Raw genomic sequence first — 14,882 nt, 5'->3', positions numbered from 1 at the left:
TCGATGTCCGTGAACAGCCCAGCACCGGCCTTCTTCCCGGCCGGCACCCCTGAGTTCCCGCGCCACGTCGTCACCGCCGTGCTGGTCGCGCACGACGGCGCGCGCTGGCTGCCCAAAGCGCTCGCCGGCCTGCTCTCCCAGGACCGTCCGGTCCAGGAGGTGATCGCCGCCGACACCGGCAGCGCGGACGACTCCGCCCGGCTGCTCGCCGATTCGCTCGGCGACCAGCGCGTGCTGCACCTGGCCCGTCGTACGGGCTTCGGCGCCGCGGTCGAGGAGGCCGCCAGGGCCGCCGCACCGCTGTCCGCCGAGCAGCTTCCGTACCTCGGGCGCCGCAGCGGCTGGGACCCGGTCAACCGGACCTGGAACGACGACGCGTACGACGAGCCGGAGCAGCCGCACGGCGCCCCCGTGCAGTGGCTGTGGCTGCTGCACGACGACTGCGAGCCCGACCCGGGGGCGCTGGCCGCGCTGCTGCGCACCGCCGACGCCTCGCCGTCCGCCACGATCATCGGACCCAAGCTGCGCAGCTGGTTCGACCGCAGGCAACTCCTGGAGGTCGGCGTCAGCATCGCCCGCAGCGGGCGCCGCTGGACCGCGCTGGAGCGCCGCGAACAGGACCAGGGCCAGCACGACCAGGTCCGCCAGGTGCTGTCGGTGTCCTCGGCGGGCATGCTGGTACGCCGCGACGTGTGGGAGGAACTGGGCGGCTTCGACCGCAGGCTGCCCCTGATGCGTGACGACGTCGACTTCTGCTGGCGCGCGCAGGCCGCGGGCCACACCGTGCTGGTCGCCCCGGACGCCGTCATGTGGCACGCCGAGGCCGCCTCCCGCGAGCGCCGCCCGGTGGACTGCGCGGGCCGCTCCGCGGTCAACCCGCACCGCGTCGACAAGGCCGGCGCCGTCTACACGCTGCTGGCCAACACCCGCGGCCCGCTGCTGCCCTACGTGATGCTGCGGATCGTGCTCGGCACCCTGCTGCGCACCCTGGCCTACCTCGTCGGCAAGGTGCCCGGCCAGGCCGTCGACGAGATCGTCGGCCTGCTCGGCGTCCTGCTGCGCCCCGGCAGGGTGCTCGCCGCCCGGCGCCGCAGAGGCCGCGGCGCCGTACCGCCGTCCGAGCTGCGCCCGCTGTTCCCGCCGCCCGGCGCGACCGTACGCGCCACCGTCGACCAGGTCGTCAGCAATGTCGCGGGCCGCGCCGACGCCGCGTCGGCCGCCGCAGGGCGGCACGGCGGCGCCGTCGAGTCCGGTCCCGGCGACGAGGACGGCGACTTCCTGGAAGTCGAGCAATTCGCGCGGCTCAAGCGGCTGGCCCGCAAGCCGGGGCCGGTGCTCTTCGCCGTCCTGCTGGTCGTCTCGCTCGCCGCCTGCCGCTCGCTGCTCGGCGGCGGAGCGCTCTTCGGCGGCGCCCTGCTGCCCGCCGACCCCGGCGCGTCCGACCTGTGGGGCACCTACGCCGGTTCCTGGCACGCCCTGGGCACCGGCGGTACCCAGTCCGCGCCGCCGTACATTGCGGTCCTCGCGCTCTTCGCGACCGTGCTGTTCGGCTCCACGGGACTCACCCTCACCCTGCTGCTAGTGGCCTCGGTGCCGCTGGCCGGAATCACCGCCTACTTCGCGTCCCGGCCGCTGGTCGAATCGCGCCTGCTGCGCGCCTGGGCGTCGGTCGCGTACGCCTTCCTGCCCGCCGCGACCGGCGCGCTGGCCACCGGCCGCCTGGGTACCGCCGTTCTGGCGATCCTGCTGCCGCTGATGGCGCGCGCCGCCGTCGGCGCCGCCGGGCTCCAGCTCACCGACGGCGCCGTGGAACGCGGCGCCAGGCCCGGCTGGCGCTCCACCTGGGCGCTGGCGCTGATGCTCACCTTCACCACCGCCTTCACCCCGGTCACCTGGCCGATCGCGCTCGTCCTGGCGGCCGTCACCGTCGGCTGGCGGCTGGTACGCGGCCAGCAGCAGCTCCTGGTGCCGCACCTGCTGCGCTTCGCGGCCCTGCTGATCACCCCCATCGTGCTGCTGGCCCCCTGGTCGCTGACGCTGCTGTCGCACCCCGGCCGCCTGCTGCACCAGGCGGGACTGCCGTACGGCACCAAGAGCGCGTCCGCCACCGATCTGCTGCTGCTCAGCCCGGGCGGCCCCAAGGCGGGCGCCGCCTTCCTGCTGATCGGCGTCGTGCTCGCGGCGCTCGCCGCCCTGATGCGCGACACCCGCCGTACCGCGATCGTCGCCGCCTGGGCCGCCGCCGCGACCGGACTGCTCTTCGCCGTCGTCGAGAACGGCAAGGACTGGGCGGGCCCCGCCACGCTCGTCTACGGTCTCGCCCTGCTGACCGCCGCCGCGATCGGCGCGGAAGGCGCCAACGAGCGGATCGCCGCCAGCGGATTCGGCTGGCGGCAGCCCGTGGCGGGCCTGATCGCGCTGGCCGCGGTCGCCGCGCCGCTGCTGGCCGCCTTCACCTGGGTCGCCGACGGCGCCAACGGGCCGATCAAGCGCCACGACCCGCAGCAGGTGCCCGCCTTCGTCGCCGAGGAGAGCACCTCCCGCGACCAGCCCCGCACCCTGGTGCTCAACGGCACCGAGGGCCGTATCTCCTACGCCCTGGTACGCGGCTCCGGCGCGCGGATCGGCGACGCCGAACTGGCCGCCGAGGCGTCCCGCGACACCGACCTGGACACCGTCGTCGCCAACCTGGTGGCGGGTTCCGGCGCGGACCAGGGCAGCCGCCTTGCCGGATACGCCGTCCGCTACGTCCTGGCGCAGAAGGACGCGCCCCGCTCTGTGGCCCACGTCCTGGACAGCACCCCGGGCCTGTCCCGGCTCAGCCAGGCCGACGGCAGCGAATTGTGGCGGGTCAACGCGCCCGTCTCCAGGGTGACGATCACCAGCAAGAACGCCCAGCCCCTCGCGGTCGCCGCGGGCAAGGTCGAGGCGCACACCAAGATCCCCGCGGGCCCCGACGGCCGCGTACTGCGGCTGGCGGACTCCGCCGCCGCCGGCTGGCACGCCACCCTGGACGGCTCCGCGCTGCCCAGGACCACGGTCGACGGCTGGGCGCAGGGCTTCGAACTGCCCGCCACCGGCGGCCGGCTGGACGTCACCTATGAGGAGCCGTTCACCCACACCTTCTGGCTGGGCGCGCAGGCTCTGCTGCTGCTCCTGGTGATCGTGCTGGCCCTGCCGGGCCGCCGCCGCGAGATCGACGACGACCTGCCGGAGGCCGAGACGGAAGGTGCCGCCCGTATTCCCGCGCAGGGCAGTGGTGAAGGCCGCCGCGCCCGCCGCCTCCAGGCCGCGGCGGAGGCCGAGGCCGCCGCCGAGGACATGGACGCGGACGCGAGCGGCGAGCGGACCGGCACCCAGGAGCCCGCACAGGCCGCCTTCGCCGCCCAGCGGCCCGACCGGGGCCCGGACGGCGCCCCGGACGCCGACAGCCCGCAGCAGACGGCGTACGACCCGGCAGAGGGCGGCTACGACCCGTACGCCGTCCCCGTGCCGGACACCGGCGAGCAGCAGCAGTTCTACGGCTACCCGCCGCAGGACAACGGCTACGGCACCGGCGGCGACCCGCAGCAGTGGGACGGTCAGCAGCAATATGCGCCGGAAAACGAGCAGTACGCGGTCGGCGCCGACCAATATGCGGCCGACACGGGCGCGTACGAGCAGCAGCAGGGCGGCTACACCGACCAGTACGGCTTCCCGGTCCCGCCGCCCCCCGGATACGACCCGTACGCCTCGGGCGGCCACGACGAGTCCGGCTACGACCAGCAGCAGTACGGCGCGCAGCCGCCCTACGACCCGGCCGCGTACGGCGACCCGGCGGCCCCGTACTACGCCGAAGGTGACCAGCGCCGCGACGGGAGCGACCAGCAGTGAACCGCAGCACGATCTCCCTGGCGGGCGCCGTCGCCGCCCTGGCCGTACTGACCGGTGCCGCCGTGGTGACCGGCGGCGGCGACGACCACGACACCGCCCCGGTCGCGTCGGCGGCCAGGCTCCCGGTGCAGCGCAGCAATCTGCTGTGCCCGGCACCGTCCGGATCGGAATTCGCGAAGACCACGTACACCTCGTTCACCCCGCAGGGGGCGTCCGGCGGCGCCGGCGGCTCGGGCAGCGCGCAATTGGTGCCGGCCACACCCAAGGGCAAGGCCCTCAAGCCGCTGACGGCGGCCGGGAAGCCCGCCACCAGCACCACGGACAAGCCGGACGCGCCCGCGCTCATCGGCACGGCCGACGGGCCGCTGGCCCCCGGCTGGACCGTCCAGCAGACCACCGTGGTGGACACCGGGGACGGCCGCGGCATGCTCGGCACCTCCTGCGCCGCACCGGACAGCGAATTCTGGTTCGCCGGTGCCAGCACGGGCGCCGACCGGCAGGACTACCTGCACCTGGTCAACCCCGACGACACCCCGGCGGTCGTGGACGTCGAGCTGTACGGCAAGGACGGCCTGCTGAAGGCGTCCACGGGCGACGGCATCACTGTGGCGGGCAAGACGGCCGTCCCCGTGCTGCTGTCCACGCTCGTCGCCGACAAGGTGCAGGACCTCACCGTGCACGTGGTGGCCCGCAGCGGCCGGGTGGGCGCGGCCGTCCAGGCCGTCGACAAGAAGCTCGGCAGCGACTGGCTGCCCCCGGCGGCGGAACCCGCCACCAGCCTGGTACTGCCCGGCATCCCCGCCGACGCCTCCGATGTGCGCCTGGTGGTCTACGCGGCCGGCTCCGACGACGCCGACCTGACGCTGCAACTGGCGACGCCGACCGGTCTGATCACCCCGGCCGGACACGAGACGATGCACGTCAAGAGCGGCATGACCAGTTCGGCGGATCTCAAGGACCTCACCAAGGGCGAGGCCGGGTCGCTGCTGATCGGCTCCAGCAAGGTGCACGCGGCCGTTCCCGTGGTGGCGGGCGTGATCGTCACCCGGGGCAAGGGCAGCAAACAGGAGATGGCCTTCGTGCCCGCGGTCCCCGAGGTCGGCGCCCGCTCCACCGTCGCCGACAACCGCACCAAGGGCTCCACCTTGTCGCTGGTCGCCGTCGGCAAGGACGCCAGCGTCAAGATCACCTCGTCGGCCGGTTCCACCGGCGGTTCACCGGTGTTGAAGACGATCAGCGTCAAGGCGGGCACCACCGTCGCCGTACCGCCGCCGCTGCCCGAATCCGGCAAGGGCACCTTCGCGGTGACCGTCGAGACCGTCTCCGGCGGGCCCGTCTACGCCTCCCGGACGCTGGCGGTGCCGCTGGACGGGGTGCCGATGTTCACCATCCAGCCGATGTCGGACGACCACGGCATGGTCGCGGTGCCCGTGGCGCGCCCGGACCTCGGCATCCTCAACCACTAGTCGCGGGCCAACCACCGGGCGCCCGCGCCGCAGGGCTGCGTCCCGCACACTGTCCGCCACCCGTTTCGAGCGTGTTCAGAACGGGTGGCGGATCAGTCCTCGCCGTATTTCGGGTCGACGTTCTCCGGGGACAGGCCGAGCAGTTCCGCGACCTGCTCCACGACGATCTCGTGCACCAGCAGTGCCCGTTCGTCGCGGCTCTTGGCGCGGATCTCCACCGGCCGCCGGTAGACCACGATGCGGCTCGGCCGGTCCTTGGCGGCGCCGATCAGCTTGCCCAGCGGCACCGCGTCGTCGTCCGTCGCGGCCGTGTCCTGCGGCCAGGGCACCTCCTGGACGGCGAATTCGACGTCCGAGAGCTGCGGCCAGCGCCGCTCCAGCCGGTCGGCGGCATCACGCACCAGGTCGTCGAAGGCGTCGGCGCGGCTGACCGCGAGCGGCACCTGCGGGGGCGCGATGGGCCCGCGCATACCGCGCCCGTGGCGGTCGCGGTGACGCGGACGGGGGGTCGAAGGGGGAGGTGCCGAGCTTTCCATCAGCGACGAGCCTAGTCCTCCCCGTGAGTGCGCACATGGTGGACACCACGCAGTCAGCATCTGGCCATAGATCAGACGCATATGCGCCAGGGAGCGACTGTCGCGGGCGTCACCTTCCGCCGTACTTCTTTCGTACCGCCGCGGCCCACGCCTTATGCCGACTCGGTCCACGCAGGTCAGCGCCGCGGGCCCGACCAGGTGCGATCCCATCGGCACATGACGACACGACCGGGTGACCCGGCGGAGAGTCGTCGCGGCCCGCTCAAGAGTGCGGTACCGTCCAACGTCGTGAGCCTTGTACGTCGCTGTTCGCGCACCGCATGCGGCCGTCCCGCCGTCGCGACACTGACGTACGTCTACGCGGACTCCACCGCCGTCCTCGGACCGCTCGCCACCTACGCAGAGCCGCACTGCTACGACCTGTGCTCCGAGCACTCCGAGCGGCTGACCGCACCCCGCGGCTGGGAAGTCGTCCGCCTCGCGACGGACACCGGCCCGGTACGGCCCAGCGGCGACGACCTCGAAGCGCTCGCCAACGCGGTGCGCGAGGCCGCCCGCCCCCAGGACCACCAGCAGCAGGGTCCCGGAGCCCGCGACATCGATCCGCTCGAAGTCGCCCGCCGCGGCCACCTGCGGGTGCTCCGCTCGCCCGAGCAGTAGGCGCGCGCAAGACCGCTCCGCACCCCGCGCGCCGTCCCGGCCGCGTGAAAACCTCCGCTCACCCCATCGGGGTAGGTTGTGGTGGAAATTCCACCGCGCCGGCCTCCGGCGCCGTCCGACCCTTCACCAGACGTCACCAGAGGTGTGCAGTGGCCGATTTGTTGCAGCTCGTCAAGGCCTACGACGTACGCGGAGTCGTACCCGACCAGTGGGACGAGCCGCTCGCCGAGATCTTCGGCGCCGCCTTCGCCACGGTCACCGACGCCACCGCGATCGTCGTCGGACACGACATGCGGCCCTCCTCGCCCGGCCTGTCCGCCGCCTTCGCGCGCGGCGCCGCCTCCCGGGGCGCGGACGTCACCGAGATCGGCCTGTGCTCCACCGACGAGCTGTACTTCGCCAGCGGCCACCTGGAGCTGCCCGGCGCCATGTTCACCGCCAGCCACAACCCGGCGCGCTACAACGGCATCAAGATGTGCCGCGCGGGCGCCGCCCCGATCGGCCAGGACACCGGCCTCGCCGACATCCGCGCGCTCGCCGAGAAGTGGTCGGAGACCGGCGTCCCCGCCGGCGCGGCGGAAACCGGCACCCTGGTGCGGCGCGACGTCCTCGACGCCTACGCGGCGCACCTGCGCTCGCTCGTCGACCTGTCGGACATCCGGCCGCTGAAGGTCGTCGTGGACGCCGGCAACGGCATGGGCGGCCACACCGTGCCCACCGTCCTGGCCGGCCTGCCCGTCGACCTCGTGCCGATGTACTTCGAACTGGACGGCACCTTCCCCAACCACGAGGCCAATCCGCTCGACCCGAAGAATCTGGTCGACCTCCAGGCGCGCGTCCGCGAGACCGGCGCCGACATCGGCCTCGCCTTCGACGGCGACGCCGACCGCTGCTTCGCCGTCGACGAGCACGGCGAACCCGTGTCGCCGTCCGCGGTGACCGCACTGGTCGCCGCCCGGGAGCTGGCCAAGCACCCCGGTGCCACGATCATCCACAATCTGATCACCTCCTGGTCGGTGCCCGAGGTCGTCAGGGAACACGGCGGCGTCCCGGTACGGACCCGGGTCGGGCACTCCTTCATCAAGCAGGAGATGGCCGAATCCGGCGCGGTCTTCGGCGGCGAGCACTCCGCGCACTACTACTTCCGCGACTTCTGGAACGCCGACACCGGCATGCTCGCCGCCCTCCACCTGCTCGCCGCCCTCGGCGGCCAGGACGGGCCGCTGTCGGCCCTCGTCGGCGCCTACGACCGTTACGCGGCATCCGGCGAGATCAACAGCACCGTCGCCGACCAGGCCGCCAGCACGGCCGCCGTCCGGGCCGCCTTCACCGGGCAGGAAGGCGTCACCTTCGACGAACTGGACGGCCTCACCGTCACCGCCGCCGACTGGTGGTTCAACCTGCGCGCCTCCAACACCGAGCCGCTGCTGCGGCTGAACGTCGAGGCGCGGGACGCGGCGGGTGTCGCCCGGATCCGGGACCGGGTGCTGGCGATCGTCCGGGCGTGAGACCGCGGCCGCGGAATTGCCGGTGCGGCCGGGGCAGCCGGGGCGACCGGGGTTGTCCACAGGCCGCGCTCGCCGTGTGCCGCACGGCGATAGGCTGAGGTCATACGCGGCGGGAGCCGTCGGACCCGCCCCGGTCCGTACCGCCCGCGGCACGGGGCCGACCACCGGCCCGACCGCAGTACCGCGCGCGGCGGCACCCCGCAGCCCGCACCACCCAGGCAGCATTCAGCACGGAGGAGCCCGCCATGCCGCTCGTCGAACCCAGCCTCCTGGAGATCCTCGCCTGCCCGGCCTGCCACGCCCCGCTGCGTGAGGACGCCGACGCGAGCGAGCTGGTCTGCACCTCCGAGACCTGCGGCCTGGCATACCCCGTACGCGACGAGATCCCCGTCCTCCTCGTCGACGAGGCCCGCCGCCCCCGCTGACCAGCCACCGGCCCGCCCCACCGGGACAGGCCCCGCCACACCCGACCGGGAGGTCGCGTTGTTCGACGAGTCGCTGCTCGAGGACCCGGAAGCGCTGGCCCGCGCGGACGGCCGCGGACTGCTGCTGCGCGTCGCCGCCGCCGGAGCCCGGGTCCGCACCGCCGTGCGCCTGGCCGAGGAGGCCGGGGTCACCGCGCTGCGCCCCGACGGCCGCCCCCGGACGGTCCTGCTGGCAGCCAGCGGCCCCGACGCCGCCGCGGTCGCCGACCTGCTGGTCGCCCTTGGCTCCCAGAGCTGCCCCGTCGAGGTGCTGCCGCCCACCGGCCCCACCCCGCAGCAGTCCCAGTGGACGCTGCCCGGCTGGGCAGGACCGCTCGACCTGCTCCTCCTGATCACCCCGCAGGGCAGCGAACAGGGCCTGACCGACCTCGTCGAACAGGCCTACCGCCGCGGCTGCACCGCCGCCGCCGTCACCCCGGCCAAGGCACCGCTCGCCGAAGCCGTCGAACAGGTACGCGGCATGGCCCTGCCCTTCGCCGCGCCCTTCGGCAACGGCGCCGACCCGGCCGACGAGGACCCCGCCAACGACGCCGGCGCCTTCTGGGCGCTGCTCACCCCGCTGCTCGCCCTCGCCGACCGCATCGGCCTGTTCGCCGCCCCCACCGAGGCGCTGCACGGCGTCGCCGACCGGCTGGACGAGGTCGCCGCCCGCTGCGGCCCCGCGATCGCCACGTACACCAACCCGGCCAAGACCCTCGCGGCCGAACTGGCCGACGCCCTCCCGCTGTTGTGGAGCCACGGCCGGATCTCCGCGAGCGCCGCCCGCCGTTTCGCGACCGTCCTCGGCATCCGCGCGGGACTGCCCGCGCTCACCGCGGAACTGCCCGCCGCGCTCACCGCGCACGGGCCCCTCCAGGCCAGCGCGTCCGCCCTGGCCGCCGACCCCGAGGACTTCTTCCGCGACCGCGTCGAAGAACCCGAGAATCTGCGGCTGCGCATCGTGCTCCTCCAGGAGGACGCCGACCGGCCCGGACCCGCGACCCCCGCGGCCCGCGAACAGGCATACGCCCACGACACCCCGCTCAGCGAGATCGCCGCGGCCACCGGCAGCCCGCTCGACACCGCCGCCGAACTGATCGCCCTCGCGGATTTCGCCTCCGTCTACCTGACCGTCGCCTCGGCTGAGAGAGCATGACCGCATGAACCGCCTCACCAACACGATCCGCCCCTACGCCTGGGGATCCACCACCGCCATCCCCGAACTGCTCGGCACGGCGCCGACCGGCGAACCCCAGGCCGAACTGTGGATGGGCGCCCACCCCGGCGCGCCCTCCCGGATCGACCGCGGCCAGGGCCCCGTCGCGCTCGACGCGGTGATCGACGCCGACCCCGCCGCGGAACTCGGCGAGGCCGCCGTCAAGCGGTTCGGCCCCCGACTGCCCTTCCTGCTCAAGGTGCTCGCCGCCGGCGCCCCGCTGTCCGTGCAGGTCCACCCCGACCTCGCCCAGGCCAAGGCCGGATTCGCCGACGAAGAGGCCCGCGGCATCCCGATCGACGACCCGGCGCGCAATTACAAGGACGCCAACCACAAGCCCGAGATGCTGGTGGCGCTCTCCCCGTTCGACGGCCTGTGCGGCTTCCGCCGGCCCGCCGACGCCGCCGACCTGATCGACGGCCTCGGCGTCGGCGCCCTCGCGCCCTACGCCGACATCCTGCGCGCCCACCCCGAGGACAAGGCGCTGCGCGAAGTGCTCGCCGCCGTCCTCAGCGCCGAGCCCGAGGCGACCGCCGCGACCGTCACCGCCGCGTCGGAGGCCGCCGCCCGCCTCGCCGCCACCGACAGCCCGTACGCCGCCGACTACGCCGCCTACGCCAAGGCCGCCCACAGCTTCCCCGGCGACCGCGGCATCATCGCCGCGATGCTGCTCAACTACGTACGCCTGCAGCCCGGCGAGGCCCTCTACCTCGGCGCCGGCGTCCCGCACGCCTACCTCGACGGCCTCGGTGTCGAGATCATGGCCAACTCCGACAATGTGCTGCGCTGCGGCCTCACCCCCAAACACATCGACGTCCCCGAACTGCTGCGCATCGTCCGCTTCGAATCCGGCGACCCCGGCGTGCTGCGCCCCGAGGCCGGATCGGACGGCGAGGAGCTGTACGCCGCACCCATCGACGAATTCCGCCTCTCCCGCTACGTCCTGGCCCCCGACGCGACCGCCCGCGCCCTCGACCCCCGCACCCCGCAGATCCTGCTGTGCACCGCGGGCCGGGCCGAACTGCGCGCCGACGACGGTGACACGCTCACCCTGGAACGCGGCGAGTCCGCGTACGTCCCGGCGGGCGAACGCACCACGCTGACCGGCGAAGGCACCGTCTTCCGCGCCACCGTGGCGGCCTGACGCACCGGATCCCGGGCGTGCTGCAAGAATGTCCGTCCGCAGCGCCCGGTACGACACGGCACAGGCCCCGGGCCGACGGAAGGGACTCCAGCACGTATGAGCGCGTCAGGCGGAACCCGGGCGATCATCGCGGCGCTGAGCGCCAACCTCGCCATCGCCGCAGCCAAGTTCGTGGCCTTCGCGTTCAGCGGCTCGTCCTCGATGCTCGCCGAAGGCGTGCACTCGGTGGCCGACTCCGGCAACCAGGCGCTGCTGCTGATCGGCGGCAAGAAGGCCAAACGCGCCGCCAATGACGAGCACCCGTTCGGCTACGGCAGGGAACGCTACGTCTACGCCTTCCTCGTCTCCATCGTTCTGTTCTCGCTCGGCGGCATGTTCGCCCTCTACGAGGGCTACGAGAAGATCCGCCACCCGCACGAGATCGAGCACTGGTACTGGCCGGTCGGCGTCCTGGTCTTCGCGATCATCGCCGAGGGCACCTCCTTCCGTACCGCCGTCAAGGAGTCCAACCACACCCGCGGCAAGCTGCCCTGGACCGAGTTCATCCGCCGCGCCAAGGCGCCCGAACTCCCCGTCGTCCTGCTGGAGGACTTCGGCGCCCTCATCGGTCTCGCCCTCGCACTGGCCGGCGTCGGCCTCGCCCTCGCCACCGACGACGGCGTCTGGGACGGCATCGGCACCCTCTGCATCGGCCTCCTCCTGGTCACCATCGCCCTGGTCCTCGCCGCCGAGACCAAGTCGCTGCTGATCGGCGAAGGCGCCAACCCCGAGTCCCTGGAACGGATCCGCGCCGCCGTCGTGGACGGCGACACCGTCACCGGCATCATCCACATGCGCACCCTGCACCTCGGCCCCGAAGAACTCCTCGTCGCCGCGAAGATCGCCGTCCAGCACGACGACACCGCCACCGAGGTCGCCCGCGCCATCGACGCCGCCGAGGAACGCATCCGCGCCGCGGAACCCTTCGCCCGGGTCATCTACCTGGAACCCGACATCTACAGCGAGCAGGCCGCCGCCGCGGGCCCCGACCCGGATCAGACGCCCGGCGGCCGGTGACCGGAAGGGCACTGGGGCGGACCGCGCGACCGGTGTAGCTTGGACGTAGCCAGACGTCGCTGCTGATGGCGGTCGGGCGGGTCATCTCGTGATGCCCGGCCGAGGGAGAGAGGGCCTCCGACGGATTGCGCTGCCGCAAGGGGACGAGTGTGCCCGCTCCATGGCACACCCGCACACGCCCCGTGGCCGCGCCGTATCCACGTCCGCCTCGACCGCAGCACCGAGGAGCACCTCATATGACCACCACCGCCACCGACTTCAAGGTCGCGGACCTCTCCCTGGCCGACTTCGGCCGCAAGGAGATCACCCTCGCCGAGCACGAGATGCCCGGCCTGATGTCGATCCGCGCGGAGTACGCCGCCGCGCAGCCGCTGGCCGGCGCGCGGATCACCGGCTCGCTGCACATGACCGTGCAGACCGCCGTCCTGATCGAGACCCTCGTCGCGCTGGGCGCGCAGGTCCGCTGGGCGTCCTGCAACATCTTCTCCACCCAGGACCACGCCGCCGCGGCCATCGCCGTCGGCCCCGAGGGCACCGCGGACAACCCGCAGGGCATCCCCGTCTTCGCCTGGAAGGGCGAGACGCTCGAAGAGTACTGGTGGTGCACGGAGCAGGCCCTGACCTGGCCCAACACCCCCACCGGCGGCCCCAACATGATCCTGGACGACGGCGGCGACGCCACGCTCCTGGTGCACAAGGGCGTCGAGTTCGAGAAGGCAGGCGCCGCGCCGGACCCGGCCACCGCGGACAGCGAGGAGTACGGCCACATCCTGCGACTCCTCAATCGCACCCTCGGCGAGAACCCGCAGAAGTGGACGCAGCTCTCGTCCGAGATCCGCGGCGTCACCGAGGAGACCACCACCGGCGTCCACCGCCTCTACGAGATGCAGCAGGACGGCTCGCTGCTCTTCCCGGCGATCAACGTCAACGACGCGGTCACCAAGTCGAAGTTCGACAACAAGTACGGCTGCCGCCACTCCCTGATCGACGGCATCAACCGCGCCACCGACGTCCTCATCGGCGGCAAGGTCGCCGTCGTCTGCGGCTACGGCGACGTCGGCAAGGGCTGCGCCGAATCGCTGCGCGGCCAGGGCGCCCGCGTCGTCATCACCGAGATCGACCCGATCTGCGCGCTCCAGGCGGCGATGGACGGCTACCAGGTCACCACCCTGGACGACGTCATCGGCATCGCCGACATCTTCGTCACCACGACGGGCAACAAGGACATCATCATGGCCTCCGACATGGCCAAGATGAAGCACCAGGCCATCGTCGGGAACATCGGCCACTTCGACAACGAGATCGACATGGCCGGCCTCGCGAAGATCCCCGGCATCGTCAAGGACGAGGTCAAGCCGCAGGTCCACACCTGGACCTTCCCCGACGGCAAGACCCTGATCGTGCTGTCCGAGGGCCGGCTGCTCAACCTGGGCAACGCCACCGGTCACCCCTCCTTCGTGATGTCCAACTCCTTCGCGGACCAGACGCTGGCCCAGATCGAGCTGTTCACCAAGCCCGAGGAGTACCCGACCGGCGTCTACGTGCTGCCCAAGCACCTGGACGAGAAGGTCGCCCGCCTCCATCTGGACGCGCTGGGCGTCAAGCTCACCACGCTCCGCCCGGAGCAGGCCGCCTACATCGGCGTGCAGGTCGAAGGCCCCTACAAGCCCGACCACTACCGCTACTGACCCACCGCTGTACCACCGCGCGCAGGCCCCCGTTCCCCGTCCGGGACGGGGGCCTCGCCCGTCACCGGCGCACCGAAAGACCTGAGACCCACCATGCCCCGCGGCCGTTACTCGTTCCACGACACACACGACCACACCCCCCTCGGTGCAGAACACTTCCACTGCGCCACCGGCCCCTCCGGCTGGCGCTACACGGCACAGACCACCGCCCCCGGCGGCGATCACGCTGGCTCCGTCGACCTCACCCTCGACCAACTGGGCCGACCCATCCGCCTCGAACTCCACGCGTCCGCCTGGCAGGTACGCGCGGCGGCACTCGACGGCGTCACCTGGGTCCGCACCGACCCCACGGGCGAACACGCCCAGGAGGGGAACGCCGCGGCCCATGCCTTCACCGGTGCCTCGCCCGCGTTCCTGATCGCCACCGCGCGACTGCTCCGCCTCGAACCCGGCGGTCCCGCCACCCGCGTCCGTCTCGTCTCATTCCGGCCCCCCGTGCTCGCGCCCCTGTCCGTCGACCAGTCCTGGTCGTTGATCACCAGGACAGCACACTCGACGGACAGCGGATCGCTGCCTGTGGATAACTACCGGGTCGATGACCTCGCGACGGGCGACCGGTACGACATCCATATCGCCGGCGACGTGGTCCTCGCGGCCCCCGGTATCGAGCTGGAGGACCTGGAGACCCCGCCGTCCACCTTCACCTGAAATTACTGCCAGCGAAGCGTTGACTCGGGGTTGGCGGGGAGGTAGGCTAGAACGGTTGTCACGAGCTGGACAGAGTCCGCTGGCGACCAGTACGATCCCTATCGCTTCGCGCGACGAAGACACACACCGCCCAAGCCGAGAGAAATCTCAGGTGGGGCATCCGTGTCCCCGAAACGCGAGTGGTAATTCCGACCGGTGAATGTCTGCTAAAGTCGGAGACACGAAGGGAAAGCCCGGAGGGGCCGGTGAAACGGTTCCGATGGAAGCTTCCGTTCCTTGAGAACTCAACAGCGTGCCAAAAGTCAACGCCAGATATGTTGATACCCCGTCTCGTTTGTATCGGGACGAGGTTCCTTTGAAGTAACACAACAGCGAGGACGCTGTGCACCCGGGGATTATTCCTCCTCGTGGTGCCGCTCTTCCTGTGATGCGAGTAAGCATTCACGGAGAGTTTGATCCTGGCTCAGGACGAACGCTGGCGGCGTGCTTAACACATGCAAGTCGAACGATGAACCATTTCGGTGGGGATTAGTGGCGAACGGGTGAGTAACACGTGGGCAATC

At 72.3% G+C, this 14,882-nt stretch carries 11 protein-coding genes and 1 rRNA gene; 11 read left to right on the top strand and 1 reads right to left on the bottom strand.

Annotated features, from left to right (window positions below):
- Nucleotides 1-3 precede the first annotated feature (3 nt).
- Both BM076_RS14925 and BM076_RS14920 read left to right on the top strand, forming a co-directional pair.
- On the top strand, nucleotides 4-3,873 hold the full coding sequence (locus BM076_RS14925; protein ID WP_093714025.1) for a glycosyltransferase family 2 protein: 3,870 nt from the start codon (nucleotides 4-6) through the stop codon (nucleotides 3,871-3,873).
- On the top strand, nucleotides 3,870-5,339 hold the full coding sequence (locus BM076_RS14920; protein ID WP_093714024.1) for a DUF5719 family protein: 1,470 nt from the start codon (nucleotides 3,870-3,872) through the stop codon (nucleotides 5,337-5,339). Before BM076_RS14925 ends, BM076_RS14920 begins: the two co-directional genes overlap by 4 nt.
- Nucleotides 5,340-5,431: 92 nt before the next feature.
- Here the strand turns inward: BM076_RS14920 and BM076_RS14915 are convergent, their stop codons facing one another.
- Entirely contained in the window at nucleotides 5,432-5,875 is a 444-nt protein-coding gene (locus BM076_RS14915; protein WP_093714023.1) for a metallopeptidase family protein, read from the bottom strand.
- Between the two features lie 216 nt (nucleotides 5,876-6,091).
- Between BM076_RS14915 and BM076_RS14910 the strand changes: the two genes are divergently transcribed.
- From BM076_RS14910 to BM076_RS14870, 9 genes are all read left to right on the top strand, one after another.
- Nucleotides 6,092-6,535: a DUF3499 domain-containing protein gene (locus BM076_RS14910; RefSeq protein ID WP_093714022.1), complete on the top strand. Its 444-nt coding sequence runs from the start codon at nucleotides 6,092-6,094 to the stop codon at nucleotides 6,533-6,535.
- Nucleotides 6,536-6,684: 149 nt separating this feature from the next.
- Nucleotides 6,685-8,043, top strand: coding sequence for a phosphomannomutase/phosphoglucomutase (locus BM076_RS14905; RefSeq protein WP_093714021.1), 1,359 nt, complete (start codon nucleotides 6,685-6,687; stop codon nucleotides 8,041-8,043).
- Nucleotides 8,044-8,288: 245 nt separating this feature from the next.
- Complete coding sequence (locus BM076_RS14900; RefSeq protein WP_093714020.1) at nucleotides 8,289-8,468, top strand: Trm112 family protein; 180 nt, start codon at nucleotides 8,289-8,291, stop codon at nucleotides 8,466-8,468.
- Between the two features lie 58 nt (nucleotides 8,469-8,526).
- Complete coding sequence (locus BM076_RS14895) at nucleotides 8,527-9,663, top strand: SIS domain-containing protein (protein WP_093714019.1); 1,137 nt, start codon at nucleotides 8,527-8,529, stop codon at nucleotides 9,661-9,663.
- Between the two features lie 4 nt (nucleotides 9,664-9,667).
- Entirely contained in the window at nucleotides 9,668-10,867 is a 1,200-nt protein-coding gene (gene manA / locus BM076_RS14890) for a mannose-6-phosphate isomerase, class I (RefSeq protein ID WP_093714018.1), read from the top strand.
- 96 nt (nucleotides 10,868-10,963) lie between these two features.
- A complete protein-coding gene (locus tag BM076_RS14885; RefSeq protein ID WP_093714017.1) occupies nucleotides 10,964-11,923 on the top strand; it encodes a cation diffusion facilitator family transporter in 960 nt (319 codons plus the stop codon).
- A gap of 236 nt (nucleotides 11,924-12,159) precedes the next feature.
- Nucleotides 12,160-13,611 (top strand): adenosylhomocysteinase, encoded by a 1,452-nt coding sequence (gene ahcY, locus BM076_RS14880; protein WP_093714016.1) that lies wholly within the window; start codon nucleotides 12,160-12,162, stop codon nucleotides 13,609-13,611.
- 93 nt (nucleotides 13,612-13,704) lie between these two features.
- Nucleotides 13,705-14,319: a hypothetical protein gene (locus BM076_RS14875; protein WP_093714015.1), complete on the top strand. Its 615-nt coding sequence runs from the start codon at nucleotides 13,705-13,707 to the stop codon at nucleotides 14,317-14,319.
- Nucleotides 14,320-14,759: 440 nt separating this feature from the next.
- Nucleotides 14,760-14,882 (top strand): 16S ribosomal RNA (locus tag BM076_RS14870); the annotation flags it as partial.

This window comes from Actinacidiphila alni (assembly GCF_900112845.1).
Taxonomy (GTDB): domain Bacteria; phylum Actinomycetota; class Actinomycetes; order Streptomycetales; family Streptomycetaceae; genus Actinacidiphila; species Actinacidiphila alni.
This window is presented reverse-complemented; position numbering and strand designations above follow the sequence as displayed.

What these genes read in the sequence shown, in the direction of transcription:
- BM076_RS14885 (WP_093714017.1), top strand. Translation starts at nt 10,964, where the DNA reads ATGAGCGCGTCAGGCGGAACCCGGGCGATCATCGCGGCGCTGAGCGCC.
- BM076_RS14875 (WP_093714015.1), top strand. Translation starts at nt 13,705, where the DNA reads ATGCCCCGCGGCCGTTACTCGTTCCACGACACACACGACCACACCCCC.
- ahcY (WP_093714016.1), top strand. Translation starts at nt 12,160, where the DNA reads ATGACCACCACCGCCACCGACTTCAAGGTCGCGGACCTCTCCCTGGCC.
- BM076_RS14910 (WP_093714022.1), top strand. Translation starts at nt 6,092, where the DNA reads ATGACGACACGACCGGGTGACCCGGCGGAGAGTCGTCGCGGCCCGCTC.
- BM076_RS14915 (WP_093714023.1), bottom strand. Translation starts at nt 5,875, where the DNA reads ATGGAAAGCTCGGCACCTCCCCCTTCGACCCCCCGTCCGCGTCACCGC.
- manA (WP_093714018.1), top strand. Translation starts at nt 9,668, where the DNA reads ATGAACCGCCTCACCAACACGATCCGCCCCTACGCCTGGGGATCCACC.
- BM076_RS14900 (WP_093714020.1), top strand. Translation starts at nt 8,289, where the DNA reads ATGCCGCTCGTCGAACCCAGCCTCCTGGAGATCCTCGCCTGCCCGGCC.
- BM076_RS14925 (WP_093714025.1), top strand. Translation starts at nt 4, where the DNA reads ATGTCCGTGAACAGCCCAGCACCGGCCTTCTTCCCGGCCGGCACCCCT.